The 21457-nt window shown below is 49.6% G+C and carries 27 protein-coding genes, 1 other RNA gene and 2 riboswitches; of the genes, 19 read left to right on the plus strand and 9 right to left on the minus strand.

The window, feature by feature from the left end; translation table 11 throughout:
* The 4 genes from TCARDRAFT_RS06430 to TCARDRAFT_RS16390 all read left to right on the plus strand — a co-directional run.
* Positions 1-327: ATP-binding protein (locus tag TCARDRAFT_RS06430; RefSeq protein ID WP_040683141.1), on the plus strand; the 327-nt coding region annotated here is incomplete at its 5' end.
* An 80-nt stretch (positions 328-407) separates the two neighbouring features.
* Complete coding sequence (smpB, locus tag TCARDRAFT_RS06435; protein WP_007289202.1) at positions 408-878, plus strand: SsrA-binding protein SmpB; 471 nt, start codon at positions 408-410, stop codon at positions 876-878.
* A gap of 92 nt (positions 879-970) precedes the next feature.
* Positions 971-1320: a transfer-messenger RNA gene (ssrA, locus tag TCARDRAFT_RS14930) on the plus strand.
* A 222-nt stretch (positions 1321-1542) separates the two neighbouring features.
* Entirely contained in the window at positions 1543-1821 is a 279-nt protein-coding gene (locus tag TCARDRAFT_RS16390) for a RusA family crossover junction endodeoxyribonuclease (RefSeq protein ID WP_083795399.1), read from the plus strand.
* A gap of 1 nt (position 1822) precedes the next feature.
* Here the strand turns inward: TCARDRAFT_RS16390 and TCARDRAFT_RS14940 are convergent, their stop codons facing one another.
* Positions 1823-2035: a hypothetical protein gene (locus TCARDRAFT_RS14940; RefSeq protein ID WP_198003902.1), complete on the minus strand. Its 213-nt coding sequence runs from the start codon at positions 2033-2035 to the stop codon at positions 1823-1825.
* 719 nt (positions 2036-2754) lie between these two features.
* On the opposite strand from TCARDRAFT_RS14940, the gene bioB reads away from it, so the two are divergent.
* The 10 genes from bioB (at position 2755) to TCARDRAFT_RS15770 (ending at position 10135) form a co-directional block, all read left to right on the plus strand.
* A complete protein-coding gene (bioB, locus tag TCARDRAFT_RS06450) occupies positions 2755-3747 on the plus strand; it encodes a biotin synthase BioB (RefSeq protein ID WP_007289203.1) in 993 nt (330 codons plus the stop codon).
* 652 nt (positions 3748-4399) lie between these two features.
* Positions 4400-4499, plus strand: a riboswitch (SAM riboswitch).
* A 92-nt stretch (positions 4500-4591) separates the two neighbouring features.
* A complete protein-coding gene (locus TCARDRAFT_RS15260; protein ID WP_007289204.1) occupies positions 4592-4756 on the plus strand; it encodes a YezD family protein in 165 nt (54 codons plus the stop codon).
* Between the two features lie 18 nt (positions 4757-4774).
* The gene (locus tag TCARDRAFT_RS15265) at positions 4775-4966 is read left to right on the plus strand and encodes a YezD family protein (RefSeq protein WP_050769597.1); all 192 of its coding nucleotides are present in this window, start codon (positions 4775-4777) and stop codon (positions 4964-4966) included.
* 68 nt (positions 4967-5034) lie between these two features.
* Positions 5035-5217 (plus strand): hypothetical protein, encoded by a 183-nt coding sequence (locus TCARDRAFT_RS06465; RefSeq protein ID WP_040683144.1) that lies wholly within the window; start codon positions 5035-5037, stop codon positions 5215-5217.
* A gap of 392 nt (positions 5218-5609) precedes the next feature.
* Positions 5610-6443, plus strand: a complete 834-nt coding sequence (larE, locus tag TCARDRAFT_RS06470) for an ATP-dependent sacrificial sulfur transferase LarE (protein ID WP_007289205.1) — start codon at positions 5610-5612, stop codon at positions 6441-6443.
* Between the two features lie 12 nt (positions 6444-6455).
* On the plus strand, positions 6456-7394 hold the full coding sequence (cysK, locus tag TCARDRAFT_RS06475) for a cysteine synthase A (RefSeq protein WP_007289206.1): 939 nt from the start codon (positions 6456-6458) through the stop codon (positions 7392-7394).
* Positions 7395-7820: 426 nt separating this feature from the next.
* Positions 7821-8549, plus strand: coding sequence for an AzlC family ABC transporter permease (locus TCARDRAFT_RS06480; RefSeq protein WP_007289207.1), 729 nt, complete (start codon positions 7821-7823; stop codon positions 8547-8549).
* Positions 8542-8865 (plus strand): AzlD domain-containing protein, encoded by a 324-nt coding sequence (locus tag TCARDRAFT_RS06485; RefSeq protein WP_007289300.1) that lies wholly within the window; start codon positions 8542-8544, stop codon positions 8863-8865. Before TCARDRAFT_RS06480 ends, TCARDRAFT_RS06485 begins: the two co-directional genes overlap by 8 nt.
* A 56-nt stretch (positions 8866-8921) precedes the next feature.
* Positions 8922-9458: a DUF401 family protein gene (locus TCARDRAFT_RS15765; protein WP_007289208.1), complete on the plus strand. Its 537-nt coding sequence runs from the start codon at positions 8922-8924 to the stop codon at positions 9456-9458.
* Positions 9446-10135, plus strand: coding sequence for a DUF401 family protein (locus TCARDRAFT_RS15770; RefSeq protein WP_007289209.1), 690 nt, complete (start codon positions 9446-9448; stop codon positions 10133-10135). Before TCARDRAFT_RS15765 ends, TCARDRAFT_RS15770 begins: the two co-directional genes overlap by 13 nt.
* A 130-nt stretch (positions 10136-10265) precedes the next feature.
* Here the strand turns inward: TCARDRAFT_RS15770 and TCARDRAFT_RS06495 are convergent, their stop codons facing one another.
* The 3 genes from TCARDRAFT_RS06495 to TCARDRAFT_RS06505 all read right to left on the minus strand — a co-directional run bounded on the left by TCARDRAFT_RS06495 (position 10266) and on the right by TCARDRAFT_RS06505 (position 12468).
* The gene (locus TCARDRAFT_RS06495) at positions 10266-10586 is read right to left on the minus strand and encodes a DUF3870 domain-containing protein (protein WP_007289301.1); all 321 of its coding nucleotides are present in this window, start codon (positions 10584-10586) and stop codon (positions 10266-10268) included.
* A gap of 55 nt (positions 10587-10641) precedes the next feature.
* Positions 10642-11820: a CaiB/BaiF CoA transferase family protein gene (locus TCARDRAFT_RS06500; protein WP_007289210.1), complete on the minus strand. Its 1179-nt coding sequence runs from the start codon at positions 11818-11820 to the stop codon at positions 10642-10644.
* 192 nt (positions 11821-12012) lie between these two features.
* Positions 12013-12468 (minus strand): HutP family protein, encoded by a 456-nt coding sequence (locus tag TCARDRAFT_RS06505; protein WP_007289211.1) that lies wholly within the window; start codon positions 12466-12468, stop codon positions 12013-12015.
* Between the two features lie 298 nt (positions 12469-12766).
* On the opposite strand from TCARDRAFT_RS06505, the gene TCARDRAFT_RS06510 reads away from it, so the two are divergent.
* Positions 12767-14743, plus strand: a complete 1977-nt coding sequence (locus tag TCARDRAFT_RS06510; RefSeq protein ID WP_232199106.1) for a methyl-accepting chemotaxis protein — start codon at positions 12767-12769, stop codon at positions 14741-14743.
* Positions 14744-14763: 20 nt separating this feature from the next.
* On the opposite strand, the gene TCARDRAFT_RS06515 is transcribed toward TCARDRAFT_RS06510, so the two are convergent.
* From TCARDRAFT_RS06515 to TCARDRAFT_RS15485, 4 genes are all read right to left on the minus strand, one after another.
* A complete protein-coding gene (locus TCARDRAFT_RS06515; protein WP_007289213.1) occupies positions 14764-15666 on the minus strand; it encodes an RluA family pseudouridine synthase in 903 nt (300 codons plus the stop codon).
* 72 nt (positions 15667-15738) lie between these two features.
* Positions 15739-15918, minus strand: coding sequence for a sulfurtransferase TusA family protein (locus tag TCARDRAFT_RS06520; RefSeq protein ID WP_007289214.1), 180 nt, complete (start codon positions 15916-15918; stop codon positions 15739-15741).
* Positions 15919-15964: 46 nt separating this feature from the next.
* Entirely contained in the window at positions 15965-16558 is a 594-nt protein-coding gene (locus tag TCARDRAFT_RS15480) for a YeeE/YedE thiosulfate transporter family protein (RefSeq protein WP_156784651.1), read from the minus strand.
* Positions 16542-17186, minus strand: a complete 645-nt coding sequence (locus TCARDRAFT_RS15485) for a YeeE/YedE thiosulfate transporter family protein (RefSeq protein ID WP_007289216.1) — start codon at positions 17184-17186, stop codon at positions 16542-16544. The genes TCARDRAFT_RS15480 and TCARDRAFT_RS15485 overlap by 17 nt, the downstream gene beginning before the upstream one ends.
* 140 nt (positions 17187-17326) lie before the next feature.
* A riboswitch (TPP riboswitch) is annotated at positions 17327-17437 on the plus strand.
* 67 nt (positions 17438-17504) lie between these two features.
* On the opposite strand from TCARDRAFT_RS15485, the gene thiD reads away from it, so the two are divergent.
* From thiD to TCARDRAFT_RS06545, 4 genes are read left to right on the plus strand one after another with little or no spacing between them, the layout of a single operon-like run.
* On the plus strand, positions 17505-18314 hold the full coding sequence (thiD, locus tag TCARDRAFT_RS06530; protein ID WP_007289217.1) for a bifunctional hydroxymethylpyrimidine kinase/phosphomethylpyrimidine kinase: 810 nt from the start codon (positions 17505-17507) through the stop codon (positions 18312-18314).
* Positions 18307-19146, plus strand: coding sequence for a hydroxyethylthiazole kinase (gene thiM, locus TCARDRAFT_RS06535; RefSeq protein ID WP_007289218.1), 840 nt, complete (start codon positions 18307-18309; stop codon positions 19144-19146). The genes thiD and thiM overlap by 8 nt, the downstream gene beginning before the upstream one ends.
* A 2-nt stretch (positions 19147-19148) precedes the next feature.
* A complete protein-coding gene (gene thiW / locus TCARDRAFT_RS06540) occupies positions 19149-19649 on the plus strand; it encodes an energy coupling factor transporter S component ThiW (RefSeq protein ID WP_007289219.1) in 501 nt (166 codons plus the stop codon).
* A 15-nt stretch (positions 19650-19664) separates the two neighbouring features.
* Positions 19665-20054, plus strand: a complete 390-nt coding sequence (locus TCARDRAFT_RS06545; protein WP_007289302.1) for a YkvA family protein — start codon at positions 19665-19667, stop codon at positions 20052-20054.
* Positions 20055-20128: 74 nt separating this feature from the next.
* Here TCARDRAFT_RS06545 and gap read toward each other — a convergent pair whose 3' ends face one another.
* A complete protein-coding gene (gene gap / locus TCARDRAFT_RS06550; RefSeq protein WP_007289220.1) occupies positions 20129-21178 on the minus strand; it encodes a type I glyceraldehyde-3-phosphate dehydrogenase in 1050 nt (349 codons plus the stop codon).
* Between the last annotated feature and the right edge of the window lie 279 nt (positions 21179-21457).

The following is a 21457-nucleotide window of genomic DNA, read 5'->3' on the forward strand; positions in this document are numbered from 1 at the left end:
CTGGACAAAAATCAAATCCGGCAAGCGTTATTAAATATTTGCCAAAACGCAATCGAAGCAATGCCTGGCGGCGGTAAGCTAAAGCTCCGGCTGGGTATGGCCCAAGGCGCTGTTTTTGTGGAGGTTACCGATACTGGCTGCGGCATTCCGGCCGAACAGCTGCCAAACCTTGGCGTGCCTTTTTATACTGCTAAAGTTAACGGTACCGGACTGGGGCTGAGTATCGCTTATTCGATTATTAATGCCCACAATGGCCGGATTGAGGTCAATAGTCAGGTGGGGCAGGGTACCACTTTCCGCATTCTTATTCCTGCGGTTTCGGCCTAAGATAATACGTTTATTGACGAAATAGATTTTATCGTGTATCATATACTTTACGGCTAGATGCTTTACCTGAGGTGGCGCCGATGGACAAAGGGTCGAAAATTAAAATTGTAGCTGAAAACCGCAAGGCTCGGCATGACTATCATATCCATGAGACTTACGAGGCCGGCATTGTACTGACCGGTACGGAAGTTAAATCGCTGCGGGCCGGTAAAGCCAACTTGAAAGACAGCTATGCCCGCATCGAAAATGCGGAGGTCATGCTGCACAACATGCATATCAGTCCCTATGAACAGGGTAACCGTTTCAATCACGAGCCACTGCGCACCCGCAAGTTGCTTTTGCACCGGTATGAAATAAACAAGCTTATCGGCAAAACCAAAGAAAAAGGATATACCCTTGTCCCGCTGAAAATTTACTTTACCCGGGGCAAAGCAAAGGTTGAACTGGCGCTTGCCTCCGGTAAAAAGCTTTATGATAAGCGGGAGGATATGGCCGAACGGGACGCGCGGCGGGAAATGGATCGCGCGCTGCGGGAAAAGCAAAAATATTAATTGCTTAAATGCCAGGGAGTATGTTATAATTTAATAATAAAATAAATATGCTTACTTTGCGTTTACTGTCGCCATCACCCTCAGCACAGCACGGGGGCGTACTGGTTTCGACAGGGGTAGTTGTGGCATGGGTAGCGAGCCGGGGTTCCATCAGCCCGATAATACGGTGGACCTAAAGTAAACGCAAACGAAGAATACGCTTTAGCAGCTTAGTCTGCTAACGTCCTGTCTACGCTTGCCCGCGGCGTAGGCTAGGGCGTCAATTAGCGGGATACCTGAGGTCCAATTCTCGGAGGACCGACTGGGAAACTTCATCGAGATAGCGCCGGCGAAGCCTGTCTGTAGGCGTCAAAGGGGCGAAACTTAAAATACAGACTGCGCTCGGAGAAGCCTGTGTAGCAATGGCCTTTGGACAGGGGTTCGACTCCCCTCGCCTCCACCAAGCAAAAGACAAATTCAAACTAACGTCGACAGTCTTTGTTGAAACGACTACATTGTCGACAAATGTCTCAACAATGGCCTTGATTTCGTCGGGGCCTTTTTCTTTTTTCACGAACTGATCGAGAACTGCGATCACTTGGTCCAGCGTCAAACTGTACCCGACAGCGGTCTCGATCCTTTTTACTTTCGCTTCGGCGTCGGCAATTATTGCCTTATTTCGGCTATGCGCTGCTTGACGAAGCGTGGGACAAACCTTCTTCACGCATATCAAGAAGCCCTTGATGGAGCGCGGTCACATCAGACCAACAACAAACCGGATATTGACAATATTATGAAAATCACTGCAGATGCGCTAAATGGCTTGGCATATCTTGACAACAAACAAATTATCTCTTGCACGGTGGGGAAATACTATTCAAACGTCCAGGGGGCAAGTGAAAATCGAGAAAGTGAACTAAGGTGCCCGAATAAAAAAGCCCCGTGGGGAGGGCTTGGGATATAAGTCAATCAAAATCGCCGAAAACGGCTAAACCGCCGGAACGGGAAGAAGAAAGGGAAGAAAGGGAAGAACCCGAAACCGCCGAATCTACGTCTACCAAAGCCACCGAAATTACCAAATCTACGTCCACCGAAGCCACCGAAGCCAGGTGGATCGTTTGGTGGATCGGCCATAGACATAACGCCAACTGGCGCACCGCACATTGGACATTCGTCATGCTGTTCGTCATCATACTCATGACCACAGCAAGCACATACTTTGCAAATATCGTATGAGCAGTTCGCATAAATTCTGTACTGTGTATTATAGGTACCAACATACCTTCTCATACTTTTCTGCGGCATAGGCTCGCATGGTGGCATACACTCATATGATGAAGGGCAACCATACTGAGGCATATACACATTTCTTGACTTATAGCGCTTCATTCTTGTACCTCCAATAATTCTTTTTGGGATCCCAATGTATTTTATGCATGATTATAGCGAGATGTTAAGTTAATTTAAAGGCGGCGATTAATCGTGAAGTGGCAGCATGTCCCACTCCTCCAACCCATTAAGGGTTCGCTATGTTGGCAAAGACGCCCGTGTTTGCTTGTCGTCGTGAGAACAAATAGACGTCGGTGGCAATTTTGAGTTTGGGGCCCTTGACGACGGCCGACTTCATGGCCACTAATGTCGCCCGACAATCTGTTCAAAGGAAGCAAGACCAGACATGGGTGAGCGGCCATGGTTAACCAAATTAATAATATTTGTTTACAAAAGGCATATGAAATGATAATATAATAACGTGGTTGGTAAACATTTAAATTTGAGTTGGTTAACAAATTAGAGAAACGATTGATGTAAGCACACGCATTGGCCGCGACTGCGGTGCGGACTTTACCGTGGTTCATGCTGCCTGATTGTTACCCGGAAATCGATTGGAGGGAAAACAGTGAGTTATGACTTGATATTTGCACTAGGCAAAAAGGTCTTGAGCGGCGGGCAGCTTACGCCTGATGAAGCCATGCAACTCACTATGATCGACGAGGAAGACATCCCCATTCTGCTGGGTGTCGCCAATAAGGTGCGCATCCAATTCACTGGCAACCGGGTGGACACATGTGAAATTGTTAACGCCCGCTCCGGTGGATGTTCGGAGGACTGCAAGTTTTGCGCCCAGTCTGTCCATCACGACGCAAAAATCGATACCTACCCTTTGATGAGCGAAGAGGCGATTCTACAAGCGGCGAAGCAGGCGGAATCCCACGGCGCTTATCGGTTCTGCATTGTTACCGCCGGCTGTGGCATGAAGAACGACCCAGACTTTGGACGCATCATCAGCATAATTGAACGTATTGGTCGCGACACCAGTCTGGAAAGGTGTTGTTCACTGGGAATACTGGGACCCGAACAGGTCAAGGCGTTGAAGGCGGCGGGGATAACCCGTTATCACCATAATCTGGAGACCAGTAAAAGCTATTTCGCAAATATTTGTACCACCCATACATATGACGAGCGTGTTGAAACCATCAGACTGGTCAAAGCGGAAGGGCTGGAAGTCTGTTCTGGCGGCATTATCGGCTTGGGTGAAGGGTGGGAGCACCGAATTGAGTTGGCCTTTACCCTGAAAGACCTCGATGTTGATTCGGTGCCGATCAATGTATTGAATCCCGTCAAGGGGACCGCTTTGGAAAATCAGCCACAGTTGAAACCGATGGAGATACTGCAGACTTTTGCTATTTTCAGGCTTATATTGCCGGATAAAATTCTCCGTTATGCTGGCGGCCGCGAAAGGGCATTAGGAGAACTGGTGCCGCTGGGTTTTTTGTCCGGGATGAACGGAATGCTCATTGGCAACTATCTCACGACCGCCGGTCGCGGTGCCGCCGCCGATATAAATACAATTAAAGGGTTGGGACTGACGCCGATTGGCAGTGCCAGGTAATGACCAAAGCTAATCCATTTTGGGGCGGCATGATCAAATATTTGATGCTATTTAAGTTATAGCTAATGTTTATATCATAGCAAACACTATCATACATAAAAGGATTTTTTCGGGCAGCGGATCCCAAGCATGGGCGCTTTGGCTTTTTGTATGTTTTTATTATGGCTGAGCAGGTTATGCGAATTAGTTTATATATCCGACACCGGTGCATCTAAGGTTCGAGCCGGCTTATCAGCATAAATACAAAAAACTGCCGGCGATGGAACCCATGAGCAAGGCAAGGTTTTGCTGGCAGCATTACGATTTTAAAAAGCTTGAAAAGGTGCAAGAAGTCATAAAGAACCTATTAAAAACTGCAGAAACAGCAAGTCGAAAGCGGGCAATTACAGAGGTTTGGCGATACATTCGGAACAATTGGGATGGGATTACTAAATTATCAGCTGCACGCTTTACCGGTCTTGACGATTGACCAAGAAACTTTTGTATGAGGCACTACAGGAGCTTTCTTTGGCTCTCGCATGGAGATTATGTTAACTCGCCTGAGGATGTGTGTCTTCTTACAAAATCCTACAATGTCTTGCATCATTTCCATATATCGACATTGACAGTGTTTATATCGGCGTGTTAATATCTAAAGTAATTAAATAAGCCACTCTTATCCAGAGAGGTCGAGGGACTGGCCCGATGACACCCGGCAACCAGCGGCAACGCATGGTGCTAATTCCAGCAGGAGCAATCCTGGAAGATGAGAGGAGAGGTATGCTAACATAAATCCTTTCCTCGGAAAGGATTTTTTGTTTGCCGCTGACTGATTATTAAAGAGTAAAGTAGGGAGGAAATGGCTATGGCGGTTAGCAGTAGCATGAATACATCCGACATCCTGCCGCCCCGGGTCTGGGAAAAGATTGAGGCGGCAATCCGCACAGTAGGATACGGTTCAATCACGATCATCGTTCAGGACGGGAGAGTTATCCAGATCGAAATAAACGAGAAAATAAAGCTGGTCTGATGGGAAAGGGGAAGCGAGATGGACGCGAAAACAAATGGGGTCAGCAACTTTAAGAGCGGGGCTGTCAGGGCGGAAATTCTCAAAGCCCTCAGTGGTCTTCAGTACGGGCAAGTGGTCATTCAAATAAAAGACGGGAAAGTGACCCAGATCGACAGAACCGAGAAGAGGCGCCTGCCGAGACTGGAAGGTGTGGACGGCGACGGCATTTGATTTCAGGGCAATCATAAAACTGAAGCTGGGGATATGTGAGATTAAGATAGGGAACAGAGGTGAGCGATATGGCTTGCGATGCTGGCGTTACTGATACGGCTGCGCGCGACGCGGCAGTGACAACAACGGCGGATAATAAAAGCAGCATCGATTATGAAATTATAATTGTCGTAAGACAGGGCAACGTGGTACGGTTTGAAAATAAAGTCAGGGTGCCACATTTGGAAGGGACTAATGGCGATGGTATTTAAAAACTGCTAAGTAAAAAAGCCATAGACACCAATAGCTACATGTGTTAAACTAAAATCAAGTAAATAACTCTGAGCTGATCAGTAAGACTGAAGGCTGAGGTAGAGTCCCACTGGGACTTTACTTCAGCTTTATTTTTTGCTCTTAATCACGGGAGGGAGAGTATGCTGAACAAGGACTAACTATACCGCTTTTTCGGCAAACTCTGCTGCCAGAGGTCGGAGTGGCTGGCTAGCGCAAGCTCTTGGCGACCAAGATACTAAACATCGGGGTCGGCGGTCTGGTGGCTGGCGAAGGCCTATACTGACCTTATTGTACATATCGGTGAACAGGCGGGCGAAGAGTATATTTTGATACTGGAGCGGTAACTTCCAGCGGAAGGAGAAGCGTAACTATGAAAGATACTAACGTCAAACTGCAGCAACTCAACGTGTTGTTGGCCGAACTGGGCAGCGCGGTCATTGGTTTTTCTGGCGGCACTGACAGCGCCTTCCTGGCAGCGGCGGCTTACCGTGTTCTCGGTGAACGGGCGGTGGCCGTCACTTGCTACTCGGCTACCCTGCCGGAAAGCGAGCGGATGGAAGCAGCTATCACCGCCCGCCAGATCGGCATCCGGCATGTGCTATTACCACAAAACGAATTGGATAGCGATGACTTCGTGCGTAACGACGCCGACCGTTGTTACCATTGTAAGAAGGGGCGTTTTTCGGCTCTGGCGGCCTGGGCTGCGGCCCATGGCTATCATTGGGTGCTGGAGGGGGCCAATGCCGATGATGTCGGCGACTATCGGCCGGGACTACGAGCCCTGAGCGAACTTGCCGTCGTGCGCAGCCCCTTGTTGGAGGTCGGTTTAACTAAGGCGGAAATTCGCGAGCTGTCGCGGCAATGGGGGCTGCCAACCTGGAACAAGCCTAGCGCCGCCTGTTTGTCGTCGCGGGTGGCCTACGGTCAGCCGATAACGGCGGCCAAACTTGCCCAGATCGAAAAGGCCGAAGCTATATTAAAGAAATACTGCCAGGGGCAAATTAGGGTCAGACACCACGGTGGGCTGGCCCGTATCGAGGTGGAACCGGCAGAGATAGCCCGCCTTACCCGCCCGGAAGTGGCTAGGGAGATTGCAGAACAACTGAATGCTTTAGGGTTTACCTATGTTGCGGTGGATCTTTCGGGTTACCGTACCGGTAGCATGAACCAAGTTCTTGACCTCGAGAATAAACAAAAAGCTTAGGAGGGAACAAAAATGGCTAAAATAGCGACGAATTTAACAGATCTCATCGGCAACACCCCGCTTCTGGAGCTGAGGAATTACAACAGAGCAAAGAGTCTGAACGCCAAGCTCATCGCTAAACTGGAATACTTTAATCCGCTGAGCAGCGTCAAAGACCGCATCGGTTACGCCATGATCAAGGACGCCGAAGACAAGGGTCTTATCAATAAGGACAGCGTTATTATCGAGCCGACCAGTGGGAACACCGGCATAGCCTTGGCCTTCGTGGCCGCCGCCAAAGGCTACCGGCTTATCCTTACCATGCCGGAGACGATGAGCATCGAGCGGCGCAATCTGCTCAAGGCGCTGGGTGCGGAACTGGTGCTCACGCCAGGGGCGGAAGGAATGAAGGGGGCCATACGTCGGGCCGAGGAACTGGCAGCCGAAATACCCAATTCTTTCATACTCCAGCAGTTTAAGAATCCTGCCAACCCCGCAATCCATCGCACTACGACTGCGGAAGAAATTTGGAACGACACTGATGGACAAGTAGACATCTTCGTTGGTGGTGTTGGCACCGGTGGCACTATCACCGGTGTCGGGGAGGTAATAAAACAGCGTAAACCTTCTTTCAAAGTCGTCGCCGTTGAACCTTTCGACTCGCCCGTTCTCTCCGGCGGAAAACCCGGTCCTCACAAGATTCAGGGTATTGGTGCCGGCTTCGTGCCTGATGTTCTTAACGTGAAAATAATCGACGAAATCATCAAAGTCAAAAACGAGGAAGCTTTCGCCACCGCCCGCGAACTGGCAAAGACCGAGGGACTGCTTGTCGGCATATCCAGTGGCGCTGCAGCCTTTGCCGCCACCCAAGTGGCTCAGCGCCCGGAGAATGCCGGTAAGACCATCGTGGTGTTGCTGCCTGATACGGGGGAAAGGTATCTTTCGACGATGCTTTTCCAGGAAGAACTGTAGCTAGTCCTAGAGTAAAAAAATGCGTGCGCAAGGGAGGAACGGAGTCAGCCATTCGCCCCTTCCGCACGATCATTTTAGTGTTCGGACAATGTTCGATGGGAGTGCCCTAAGAATAGAAATACGGTTCGTTTATTGAGTTTGCCAAAGACATGGATTATGACGGTTATTTAGTGGATAAGAAGACGCAGCGAACTGTTGAGAAATGCCTCGGAAATAATTGAATTGAGGAATGACTGAGCTTAGGGAGCATAAGGTGTCAAAAACGACATTTTATGCTTCATTTTGTTATGCGACAGTATGCCAGACCCTAACAAATTACAGGGTCTTACTCTACTCGAATTATTTTATTTGCCTGGGTTGCAGGTATTGCCAAAGGTTGGATGTAATTTTACATTTTGGATATTTTTACGATAGGAGGTTAGCAGTTTGAATAATGCAAGAACCGCGCAAGTAACGGACTATGGTTTGGCAATGCCGCAATTTTGGCAGGGCGTCAGGGACGCCGGACCAATTATGGTAGGTATTATACCTTTTGGCATTACCTGTGGGGTAATGGGATTGACAGCAGGACTAACCCCGCTGGAAACAGTGATGATGTCGCTCTTAGTGTTTGCCGGAGCTGCCCAGTTTATTGGCATTACCATGATCGGGGCCGGCATTACCGGTTGGGGCATTATTGTGTTTACCACCTTATTGGTTAATTTGCGCCATTTGCTGATGGGGGCTTCCTTGGCGCCATATCTGGTCGGGCAGCCTTTTTCGCTGCAGGTGCTGCTTTCTTTTTTATTGACCGATGAGTCTTATGCCATAACTGTCAGCCGCATTTATCAGGCAGGATATAATTCTTCTTATCATCTGGGAGTCAGTCTTTTCATGTATGTCACATGGGGCTTGTCAACGGCGGCAGGAGTTTTTGTCGGCAGTTACATTCCCGACCCATTGGCATGGGGATTAGATTTTGCGATGCCTGCTACTTTTTTGGTACTGTTGTTTCCGCGGCTAACGGACCGGACGAGTGTGGTGGTATGCATAATTGCCGGGGTTATTGCTGTGGCAGGAGCACTGTATCTACCAGGAAAATGGTATATGATCGCGGCCTGCGTGGTAGCAACGATAATCGGGGGACTAATGGACGGAGGCGGGGAGCGTGCATAGGGAAATTTTCGCAATAATTGTCGGTATGGCGTTGGTAACATTTGCGACCCGGTTTAGTTCTGTAGCGTTGTTCAGGCTAACGGGGATTCCCGGTTGGCTGGAGCGCTGGTTAAAACACATTCCCACGGCCATTCTTACGGCATTGATTGTGCCGTCTTTGGTATTGCCGAAAGGGCAGATCGATATATCTTTCCAAAACCATTACCTGGTCGCGGGTATTGTTGCAGCGATTGTCGCATATAAAAGTCGTAATATTATTGCCACGCTGGCCACCGGTATGGGAACCATGCTGGCACTGCGCTGGCTGTTTTTTTAACTTTCAACTTTTTTATAGGCATCATTATTTTATCAAATGGGAGTTGTACCCGGCTCATGATTTCCATACTAGCGATTATTTGTACGCTCGCCGTTATTGTTATTCTTCTGAACCGAAAGATTAAAATGGGCTATGCTATGTTGGCCGGTTCGAGCGTTCTCTTTTTTGCATCAGGTCCGCAGCTATCCAAATTGACAACAGCTATAACCGCAACGCTAACGACACATAGCACCTGGGAAATTATTTTCGCCTTGTATTTTGTGATGTGCCTGGAATATCAGCTTCGCACCAGCGGGACGATTGATGGTTTTATGTCCGTTTCCCGTCAAATTTTCAAAAGCGACCGTTATCTATTAGCCATGATGCCGGCGTTTCTCGGCTTTCTTCCTTCTTTGGGCGGTGCTATTTTTTCGGCCCCGCTGGTAGAAAACGCCGGCAAGGCATACGGTCTTTCCGCCGAAACCAAAACGGTCATTAATTATTGGTTCCGGCATGTTTGGGAATTTACCAACCCTATTTTTACCGGGATGTTGCTGGCCAGCAAGCTTTCCGGTATTCCGCTGGTACGCTGGTTTCGCACATGGCCTGGCTAACAGCATTATCAATAACTATCGGCTGGCTGACCTTTATCTCGCCGTTAAAAGGCAAATCATCGCCTAATTCTGGCCCGGCCGGTTCCGGCTCCGCTGCTTTCGCTTACCGCTACGTCGCGCTAGCTGTCGGCCCTATTTTAGCCAATTTGCTTCTGGTTGTTTTTGTTGGACTGGACGCTTCTATATCCATGGCAATAGTTGTAGTCGTCATGAGCTTCATCCTGCGGCAAAGTGCGGCCGCTGTTCGCGAGATGCTTGTTCATGCTTTTGACCACAATCTGCTGTTTGGCGTCCTTGGTATCCTTTTTTTTCAAAATATGTTGCGGCAAGCGGGCGTAGTTGACGATATTGCTGCCCTGTTTCACAGCCTTGCCGTCCCCGCTGCGATTGTCGTAGGGATCATTGCTTTTTTGGGCGGACTCCTTACTGGAACTTCCCAGGGATTTGTCGCTATGACCTTCCCCTTTATCGCCATTTTGTCTCCCGGCGACCTGACCTTGGTTACAGTCTGCTTTGTCATGGGCACGGCCGGGCATATGCTGTCCCCGGCGCATCTTTGTTTACTTGTTACGCTCGACTATTTTAAATCCGATTTCTTTAAGTCGCTTCGCCCCGTACTGGTTTTGGAGATCATTATGGTTGCGGCGACATATGGCGTCATTAGCCTTTGGGGTTGACGCCAAACGGCGGTAATGCGCCGTTTGGCCGTTTTTACTGTATCGCCCGAAACATTAGAAAAAAGGACAAGGGGACAGTGCGCTGTCCCCTTGTATATTTTTGCCAGGAGATTAGTACGGAGTGATGATCTCAGCGGGTAATATATGCCAGATACTTGTCATATATTATACGTATAGCCGTGATAATTGCTTTTTTCGCGCTTCCTTGGTAAAATTTTTCGATGAGTTGAGTAAGATTTTCCGGGCCATTACGCAGACTCTTGCCGACTAATAGACGCGCAACAAATTGTGCAGACATTGGTGTGGACAGCGTACAGTCAGCATCGACTATTACATCTGTTTGTCGGTCAATTAAAACAACCAAGGCCATTACTCTATAGATTTGGCCTGAAACAGTTCCTGATGGCAGTCGAGCATATCCGGAAAATAAGATATGATTTTCGTTGACCATAGTGCCTCCGTATCAGAGACCTTAAAGAAAATTAGCCTTTACTGAAAATCTAATATCACTTGCCATCGAAAAACTGACTGATTTTTGAATCGTCCCACCCTAATACTTCTCTGATAATTTCATAGGTATGCTGTCCTAAAAGCGGGGCTGGAAATTCTACTGAGCCCGGGGTCGCTGACATCTTTATCGGAACTCCTGGCATTTTGAGTTTACCGGCTACCGGGTGTTCAACTTCGACTATCATCTCTCTTGCTTGTATATGTGGATCATTCACGATCTTATCAATAGTATTGATGGGTGCACACGGAAGTCCGGCTTCTTCCAAAGCAGTCAACCATTCAGCGATTGTTTTTTCTTTAAATATTTCATTTAGGATTGTAGTTAGTTCTTTTGCATTAGCCGTTCGGCGGGCGTTCGTGTCGAAACGTTCGTCCTTAATCAGATCAGGACGACCTAAAATATTGCATAAGCGTTCCCACAACCGGTCATTACCGGCGCCTACAATAATGTATCCGTCTTTCGCCGTAAAAGATGAGAACGGTGTGATGGACGGATGACGGTTTCCTAACGGCCCTGGCACAACGCCAGAAGTCACATAGCGCGCAATTGCATTTTCCAATATTGCAACTTGGCAGTCGAGCATCCCTACATCTATTTTTTGGCCTTCCCCGGTTCTTTCCCGGTGGAACAGAGCCATCATTATGCCATATGCAGTGAACATACCGGCGATAATGTCCCCGACTGAAGCGCCAACACGGGTCGGGTCACCGTTTTCAGGACCGGTAATACTCATTATTCCCCCCATGGCTTGTACGATTATATCATAGGCCGGTTTATCGCGGTAAGGACCGGTATGTCCGAACCCAGAGCAGGCAGCATATATTAACTTGGGATTAATCTCTTTTAGTTGGTCGTAGCCAAGCCCAAATTTTTCCATGGTACCGGGACGATAGTTTTCCACAACGACGTCGGCATGTTTTACCATTTCTTTGAATAGATCACGTTCTTCCTGACGTTTAAAGTTTAAGGCGATCGAGCGCTTGTTTCTGTTAAGGCTCATAAAATAAGCGCTTTCTTTACCAACAAACGGCCCAAAGGCACGGGAGTCGTCGCCCACTTCAGGTGGCTCAATCTTGATAACATCAGCGCCATAATCCGCTAGCATCATTGTGCAGTAAGGTCCTGCCAGCACCCGGGTCAAATCTAATACGCGAATTCCTTGCAAAGCTTTCATTTTAAACCTCTCCTTTTTTGCAGATAATATTTGAAGGTGGCAATCTAATTACAGACGCTTGCTTCTTTTGGCTATCTACCTCCTTCTGGCGTGTCTTTACTCATGGAAAAACAAAGGGACAGCAGGAGTTGGTCACTCACTCTGTCCCTTTTTCACTAGCTTATTATTGAGTTTTGGTTACGGAAGACTTATTCATCCGTTTCCTAGATGCATAACACCTAGTCCGGCTCTTTCATGGTTGGTCAGTGGATGGAGTGCTGAGTCACCAAATAAGGCGACTGCTATCCACGAATCATCTCTGACAATCGCAATCTTCACAGCCAGGCTTACACTGCTGGCAACATTGACCATTATACCACGCTTTGCTTCGTCAGTTGCGTGGAGCAAAGCATGATAGTTAGTTGCGGATTTGCCAATAATCCCACTGTTTAAGGCTGCGCCGATAACTGCTTTGGTAGTTTTTTCCTGGAACTCCGTTAGCGACGACTTACCGCCGACTTCGGTTACTACAAAACGGTAACCTTTGTCGGCCAACATTTTTTTTACTGTCTCTTCATCACTGATTGTGCGGGTTAGGGCCAGCAGCATAGCCGCCGTTGCTACACTACGTATGCTCTGAACCAAAAAAGGCTGATTAAGATCAGTCATTCTCATTCCCTCTATCTCTATATAAAAAATTCTATCACTTTTTGGTTTTTTTCGTCAAGTTATGCGAGCGTTACTTATAAGCTGTGGTGGTTAAGCTATCTACCTTAGTATGTTTCACGCTCATTGATCGTTTCCGGTCGTTCATCTGAAGTGGCGGATGAGTATCTGTGGGATTTGCCCGGGCCTATTTAACCCGCCAAAACAAGCGTAGTAAGCTATGGCGGGCTTGTTTTTAGCGTTATAAAACCGAAGGAATATATAGTTTTATGTCGAATATGACAGGCAACAGTGAAGAGGGGTGAACTCGTTGTTTAAAGACCGCAGCTTAAAATTTAAATTAGTTGTACTGTTTCTGTTGTTTGCACTGGTTCCTGTCAGCATAGGCGGGATTGTCAGCACCTATTTAAATGCCGTTTCGGCTAAAGAAGCTGTTTCGCAAGCCAACCTGAACACGGCTCGGCAAATCGCCGCGCAAATTGAACGGCTGCTTGACGACTCCCGCGGTCTTGTTGAAACACTGGCGGCAACGCCTACTGCCCAATCGATGGACGTAAACGCCATGCGGCAAATGATCTTGGCGGCCAAGGAGAAAAATCCCCAGTTTGAACTTGTTTTTGTAATGAATACCAAAGGGATGCAGGTCGTCAAGACAAGCGGTAAACTGCTGGACCGCAGCGAAAAGACATATTTTAAGGAAGCCATGAAAGGCTATACATATATTACGGAAACCTATATTTCGGCAGGTACAAATGCGCCTACCGTGACCATATCCACGCCAATCAAAGACCAATACGGGGCGATCGTGGGGGTTTTGGCTGCTGACATCAGCCTCAAGGCGATTTGGGATATTACCGATAATACTCATGTAGGCAATACGGGCTATATTGATATCGTTGATAACAAGGGCGTGGTAATCGCGCACCCGGATAAGGAACGGGTAAAGAAAATGGAAAGTTTCACCGGCCATGAATATGTCACGGATGCGATTTCCGGTCAGCTGGGCGCGGTTGAAGCCTTCTCCACCCGCGGCGAGAGAGCGCTGACGGTCTTTGCACCGGTAGGAAAGTACAAATGGGGTGTCATTATTTATGAGCCGATTAAGGAAGTGTTTGGCGTCCTGGTCAAGACGACCATTATCATGGCGGTTGTTATCCTGGCTGCGGTTGCCGCCGCCGTTTGGCTGGCGTTTAGGATTTCGCGGGGCATTGTTAGTCCTTTGCGCGAACTGATTGATGCCGCCGGTAAGGTGGCCGAAGGCAACTTAACCCAGAATATTGCGGTTAACGGTGTGCGCGAGGTCAATGAGCTGGCGGCGGAGTTTAGCGCCATGACGGCTGCGCTACGCCAGATCATCGCCAAAACACTGGCTACCGCCCAGTCTGTTGCAGCCACTTCCCAGGAATTAGCGGCATCCGCCAGCGAAGTGGGTAAAGCGTCGGGAGAAGTAGCGACAACTATTCAGCATGTTGCCGAAGGGGCTACCAACCAAGTGAATCTCGCCGATAGATCGGCCCATGTTATTGCGCAAATGGTCAGCTCCATCGCCGATACTACTCAAGCGGCAAATGCTGTCGCCGCTGCTTCTAAGCAAAGCGAGCGTGCGGCCGAACACGGCGCAAGTCAGGTTAAGCTGGCTATTGACAAAATGAATGAAATTCAGCGGGACGTTAACAGCACGGCGCAGACCATTCATTCCCTCGGCGAGCGCTCACGACAAATCGGTCAAATTGTCGACGTCATAACCGGTATTGCCGGCCAGACCAATCTCCTGGCCTTAAACGCCGCAATCGAGGCGGCCCGGGCCGGCGAACAGGGGCGCGGGTTTGCAGTAGTAGCTGATGAGGTGCGCAAGCTCGCTGAGCAGTCCGAGGCCGCGGCCAAAGAAATTGCCGCCATCATTGGCGATATTCAGCGCCAGACCGCGGAAGCGGTTAAGGCGATGGATAAAGGCAGCCAGGAAGTCGCCGGCGGTGTGCAGGTTGTTGCCGCATCCGGAAAGGCTTTTGAGGAAATTTATCAGGCGATCAAAAACATGCATCAGGAAGTCGAACGAATTGTGGCCCTGGCGGATAGACAGCAGCAGGGCAGCGGCGAGGTAGAGCAGGCGATCCGCACTATCGCCGATGCGGCCCGCGCCAATGCCGCTAATGCTGAACAAGTAGCCGCCGCCAGCGAACAGCAAAACGCCGCTGTCGAAGAGATAGCCGCATCTACGGCCAGTTTGGCCAAAATGGCGGCGGAACTTCAGGAAGCTGTCGCTAAATTTAAAGTGTAAAAAAGCACGGGCGGAGGATGTTACTCCGCCCGTGCTTGTTCAATGGCATGGGTAAAATCGGCCGGCAGCGGTGCGTGAACCGTAAGCTCGCGTTGGTCTTGTAGATGTTGAAAACTTACGGAGACGGCGTGCAAAGCCTGTCGGCCAATCCATGGCGAGCGTACGCCATACATGCCGTCGCCGACTATCGGGTAACCGAGATGGGCTAAATGAACCCGGATCTGGTGGGTGCGGCCGGTGTCCAGTATCAGTTCAAGCAGGGTGGCATCAGGGAAGCTTCTGATCGTTTGGTAATGGGTTATTGCCGGGTCGCCATGTGCGGTTACCGCCCGCCGGTTAGCAAAGTGCGGGTGGGGACCAATGGGAGCATCAATCGTCCCGGCCGGGGGCGAAACACTTCCTTTAACTAACGCCCAATAAGTGCGTTTAAGCGTCCGCGCGGCTAGTTGCTGTTCCAGAAGGAATTGGCTGTGGGCATCTTTGGCAAAGATTATGCAACCTGAAGTTTCCCGGTCGAGCCGGTGTACGGCGCGAATCGTACAGATGATTCCCCGCTGCTCGAGATGATATGCCAAATAATTGGCCAGTGTGCCGCTTGTTGTGCTGCCGGTAGGATGCACCAGCTGATATGCTGGCTTATTTATGACCAGCAAGTAATCGTCTTCGTAAAGTATTTCGACCGGTCCTTGCTCCGGCTGAACCCCGTAGGCACTATCACCGCTTATAAGGACCCGCAAAGTGTCATCCGCTTTTACCTTCTTCTGCAGGTAAACCGTTTTACCGTTGAGGAGGATGCCCTTGTGGCGGGTTAGTTTTTGGATTTGCCGCCCTGAGTACTGTAAGACCTGTTTTAAATAATTCTCAACCGTTAAGCCCGCATGTTCCCTGCTTACTTTGTACGTCTTGAATGATTTTGGTTTCAACCATTTTCCCTCCTGCCCATACCTGGCAAGCGACCGTTTCCCTCAGCATGCGGGGAAACGGTCGCTTGGTGTTTAATCAGGTATTCTTACAAGAAAGCGTAAGGTGGGACCGGTTTTTTGGGGCGGTTCTACCATTTCATAGCCGGCCTTCACTAATTCTTCCGGAACGGAAGTAAAACTTTGTGGGCAGTCGGCGAGAATTTCCACGACGGTTCCTTTCTCCAGCTTGCTAAGTGTTTCCAACGAAAACACTACGGGATAAGGTCAGGCCTCGCCGCGTAAGTCCAGTAAATATCTTTTATCTGGCATCTGGGGACCTCCTTAAAAGTATTCCTTTTTTTGATGTTTGATACCAATCAGCCCAGATATACAAGCTGAGGAGCATTATCAGCGTTAAGCCGATCGCTCCGGCCAATCCGAACTGCTTGGCCAAATCAATCCGTGGAAAGGGGGCAGCGAACAAAGGATATATGATTGGGTCCCAGGCAAGGGTAAGGAGCGTAGCGCCTATAATATTGCCCAGGCCTACGAACCAGAAGTGAATTTGCCCTTCCATTGCCCGGTACATCCAGCCTGTCTCACAGCCGCCGGCGATGACGATACCGATGCCAAACAAGAGACCGCCAAGGAGCGCACCCGGTCCGGCCCACCAGATAACATTCGGCTGCATGCCTTTGCTTAAAAATACGGCGGTAATCAGGGTTTGCACGGCGATTGCCCACACGAGAGCGTGAGCCGTGTTCGACCGACCGACCAGCCAAAGGTCACGGAAGGCGGAAGTAAAGCAGACTTGTCCTTTCTGAATGAGAAAGCCGAAGCAAAAGCCGAAAATGGACGCCAGTAGCAGCTTTTGCGGATAGGCGCCGGCGGCTTGGTTAACAAGGTAAAGGATAAATAAATAAAGCGAGGGCTAAGAAGCCGATATACGGCTGAAGACGATAGTATGCCTCATTTTCTTTGTTCTCACCGGCCTTGTGTACGGCTACCAGCTTAGGTTTTCCCGCCAGCCAGGGATGCATGCTAATTTTCAGGCCGAAATATGTTCCCATGATCGTGCCTAAGGTGAAAAGCCAGGTATGAAGCGAAAACTGGGGGATGCCGGTAAATAAGGCGGCTAAGTTGCAGCCCATGGCCATTCTGGTACCGAACCCGGCGATAATTCCGCCGATAAGCGCTTGGAGGATGCGTTTGCCGGTAGGAATTCTGATTTTAAAATTTTGCCCGAACAGGGCGCTGATAAAGGCGCCGACGAACATGCCGAGCACCAAAACGCCATCAATCCGGGTTAGCGGCGTGCCGGTAAAGTTGACCAATTTCAGGTAGCTGTAAGCAGTAGTATTAACGCCAATTAGCTGGAGAATATGTCCACCCCACCGGGTAAATTCGCCGGTTACCGCCCAAGCGATGCCGATAACCCCGAAATACAGCGCACTTAAAATGCCGAGCGCAATAATCGTCTGTTTTTGGTTCCAAAAACCGGTAATAATATTAGTATAATAGCGTTTTAGCAGCGAATTCATCCTGACGGCCCCTTTCATATAATATATTAAATCTATGACACTCATAAATTTTATTACAGTTTGCTGAAGTCGTCAAATCCCCCAAAATACCGCTTGCCAATCCCTGGAATTCATGCTACGATGGAGACAAAACAGAATATGTTTGGAGCTAGGGGAGCCGGGAGGCCGGCTGAGATACAGAACCGCTAATTTCTGTGACCCTTAAACCTGAACTGGGTAATGCCAGCGTAGGGAAGCTTAAACGATTGGTTTAAGGTCAGTAAAAGCGCATCCTTACGGGAGAGGCGCTTATTTTATTATGGGCGAGGTGGGCTAACCATGAAAAAAGCATTGACGATTGCCGGTTCGGATTCGTCCGGCGGTGCCGGTATCCAGGCCGATTTAAAGGCTTTTGCCGCCAACGGGGTTTTTGGCATGAGCGTTATTACGGCCGTAACGGCGCAAAATACCCAGGGTGTCTTTGCGGTTCAGGATATTGACCCGGCGGTTATCGCCAAACAGATCGAAGCCGTCTTTGAAGACATTGAAGTCGATGCGGTCAAAATTGGCATGGTTTCCCGGATTGAAACCATCGAGACGATTGCGGCCGGGCTCAAAAAGTACCGGGCCCGTAACGTTGTCGTCGACCCAGTGATGGTATCGAAAAGTGGGTATCATTTGCTCAACCCGGCGGCTGAGAGCAAACTGACCGCTTTGCTGTTGCCGCTGGCGACGGTAGTGACGCCCAATATTCCGGAAGCGGAAGTTATTACCGGCATGAAAATTACCAGTTTGCAGGATATGGAAGAAGCCGCCAAAATGATTCACTGCTTTGGGCCGCAAAATGTGTTGCTGAAAGGCGGCCACCGAACTGACGATGCCACCGACATTTTGTTTGACGGCAATACTTTTCGGTATTTTTCATCGCCGCGTATTGCCACCACGAATACTCATGGCACCGGCTGCACACTGTCGGCAGCCATTGCGGCCAACTTGGCCAGGGGGTATGCGGTGTACGACGCCGTAGCGCTGGCCAAGGAATATATCACTACCGCCATTGCGCACGCGCTAGCCATTGGCAAAGGCGTCGGCCCAACGCATCATTTTTATGATTTATATAAAAGAGCAGGGGTGTTTATTGATGAGTAACGGGCAAACTGACCTGTTGGCTAAAATCGCTGACATTCTTACCCGTGTAAAGCAGCAAAGACCGTTGGTCCACCATATCACCAACTATGTGACGGTTAATGATTGCGCCAATATCACGCTCGCGCTCGGCGCTTCGCCGGTTATGGCGAGCGATATTGCGGAAGTGGAGGAAATGGTTTCTCATGCCGCGGCGCTGGTGCTCAATATCGGTACATTGAGTTCTGAAGCGGTGACGGCGATGGTTGCCGCGGGCAAAAAGGCTAATAGCTTAGGGGTGCCGGTTATTTTCGATCCGGTGGGCGTAGGCGCCACCGCCTTGCGGACCGCAGCGGCCGAACAAATAATCCGCGAGGTGCGGCTGGCCGTTATCCGGGGCAATATGTCCGAGATTAAGGTATTAGCCGGTCTGAATACGGGCATAAAAGGAGTAGACTCAATCGCAGACGAGCAGGGCGGCGTACAGGCAGCCCAAAACCTTGCCAAGCAACTGGGGTGCACGGTGGCCATTACCGGTAAGACCGACATAGTGGTCCGCGGCGCCGACCTCTGTCTGATCAATAACGGGCACCCGCTGCTGACGGCGGTAACCGGCACGGGGTGTATGGCGACGTCCCTGATCGGGTGCTGCTGCGGCGCGACCGACGAATATTTTGCCGGGGCGGCGGCCGGTATTGCCGTTATGGGCATCGCCGGGGAACTAGCGCAGCGGGCCCTAAAACCCGAAGACGGGATCGGCACTTTCCGGATGCGCCTTTTTGATGCGGTGTTCACGATGACGCCGGCCATCATCCGTGAGTATGGCCGGATTGAATACCACGGCAGGGAGCGATAAGCGTGAGGCTGAAAAAACTGACGTTTACGGCCTTATTTATGGCTATTGGCGTTTTGTCCGCCCACGTGGTGTATATTCCGGTTGGTGTGGCCAAATGTTTTCCTGTCCAGCATGCCATCAACGTCTTATTAGCGGTGCTGCTGGGCACCCGCTATTCGGTCAGCGCCGCTTTCGGGATTTCGCTTTTGCGCAATATCCTTGGCACCGGTTCGCTCCTCGCCTTCCCCGGCAGCATGATCGGCGCGGCCCTGGCCGGAATTTTGTACCAAAGGACAGGGCATATCCTCGGTGCGGTGGTGGGCGAAGTCATCGGCACCGGCATCATCGGCGCCCTAGTGGCGTTCCCGGTGGCCAAATATCTTATTGGTTCTAAGGTTGGCGCGTTCTTCTTTGTTATTCCCTTTTTCGTTAGCACTGCTGGCGGTAGTATTATTGCCTATTTGTTGTACCATACGCCGGTAGTTAAATTTTTCCAAGAAAAACTGGGAAGCAGAGCGGCCTAGATAGGTGGTGTTGGCATGTTCCCAAAAAGCGGCTTGCTGCGCTGGTGGGGATGGTTGAAGGTGCTCAAAGATGATGCCGTAATCCTATATTTTGCCTGGAAACATCCCCAGACGCCTATTTTTATTAAAGGTATGCTTCTTACATTGCTTGTCTATGTCCTTAGCCCAGTGGACGTACTGCCTGATTACCTGCCGCTCTTTGGGATCGTTGATGACGCCGTATTAGTGCCGGCGGCAATACTTTACCTGACGAACCTTTTGCCGGGAGCAGTCCGGGCAGAATGTCAAAGGCAAAGTGAAAGCATGAAACGGCGGGCACTCCTGCTTCTCGGGGTGATTGTTCTGTTTGTAATCGGCTGGTTTACTCTAATCATCGTCGGGGTTAAATATTTGTTGTCGTTATAGTCCAAAAGCTGCCAGCCCGGCCGAAGAGCCGGAGCTGGCAGCTTTTTACTTATTCGTCGCGCCGATTGTGGTTGTTAATAACCTACTGCTTTTTGGCAGGCCTGTTGGTTTTCTGTTTGTGTCAATCTTTGACCAATGTAAAGGGCTAGATCAATTACCCGGCAGGAATAACCCCATTCGTTGTCGTACCAGGCTAAAATTTTGGCGGTCCGGTGGCCGACAATCATGGTGGAAAGCGCATCGACAATTGCCGAATGGCTGTTACCGAGGAAGTCAGCGGAGACAAGCGGTTCGTCGCAATACTCGATGATGCCTTTCATCGGACCGTTGGCCGCGCTGCACAGTGCATTATTGATATCTTCCACCGTAACATCGCAACTGAGTTCGACTACTAAGTCGGTTAGCGACACATTCGGAACCGGAACGCGAATTGCAATACCGTTCAACTTGCCTTTCAACTCGGGGATAACAAGGCCGATGGCTTTGGCGGCGCCGGTTGTCGTCGGAACGATTGATTGGACGCAGCTTCTGGCGCGGCGAGGATCTTTGTGGCTGTTATCAAGGCTGCGCTGGTCGGTAGTAAAGGCGTGAACGGTTGACATAAGACCAGTGACAATCCCAAAGTTATCGTTAATTACTTTGACGATCGGCGCTAAACAATTGGTAGTGCAGGACGCATTGGACACAATGTGATGAACTTCGGGAAGGTACGAGGTTTGGTTAACCCCCATGACAAACGTGGGGACATTATCTTTGGCCGGTGCGGTGATGATGACCTTTTTTGCTCCGTTCTTGAGATGGATTTCACAGTCTTTGCCGGAATTAAATTTGCCGGTGGCTTCGATGACGATGTCGACGCCCAGCTTGCCCCACGGCAAGTTGGCGGGGTTGCGGTCAGATATTACCTTGATGGGACGGCCGTCAATCACGATTTCGCTGTCGGTGGCCTCAACCGTGTTAGTAAGCTTGCCGTGGACCGAGTCGTATTTTAACAGGTGAGCCGACGCTTGGGGGCTGGACGTGCTGTTAATCGCGACAACTTCCATGTCTTTGTTGCGTAGCGCCGCTCTTACACACATTCGCCCTATGCGACCAAACCCGTTAATCCCTATCCTTATTGGCATCGTTCTTCCCCCTCTGTCAATAGTGCTAAAGCAAGAAATACAGAAATATGATGAATAATACGTAATTAGTATAGCATATTTCGAATAAATAACAAACATAAATTCCCCTAAATATTATTGAATACGGCCTTATTTGGCTGTTTTTGCTTGGATTTGTATATTTTTCTAAAGGGAAATTGGTAAAAAAGTACCGGCCGCACGCATACCTTAACGTGCATAAATAGGTGACTGAAGCTATTTAACAAGTAATTCTGTCGGCCGAGCGAAGCGAGAGGAAAA

The organism is Thermosinus carboxydivorans Nor1, from assembly GCF_000169155.1.
In the GTDB taxonomy this organism is placed as follows: Bacteria; Bacillota; Negativicutes; order Sporomusales; family Thermosinaceae; genus Thermosinus; species Thermosinus carboxydivorans.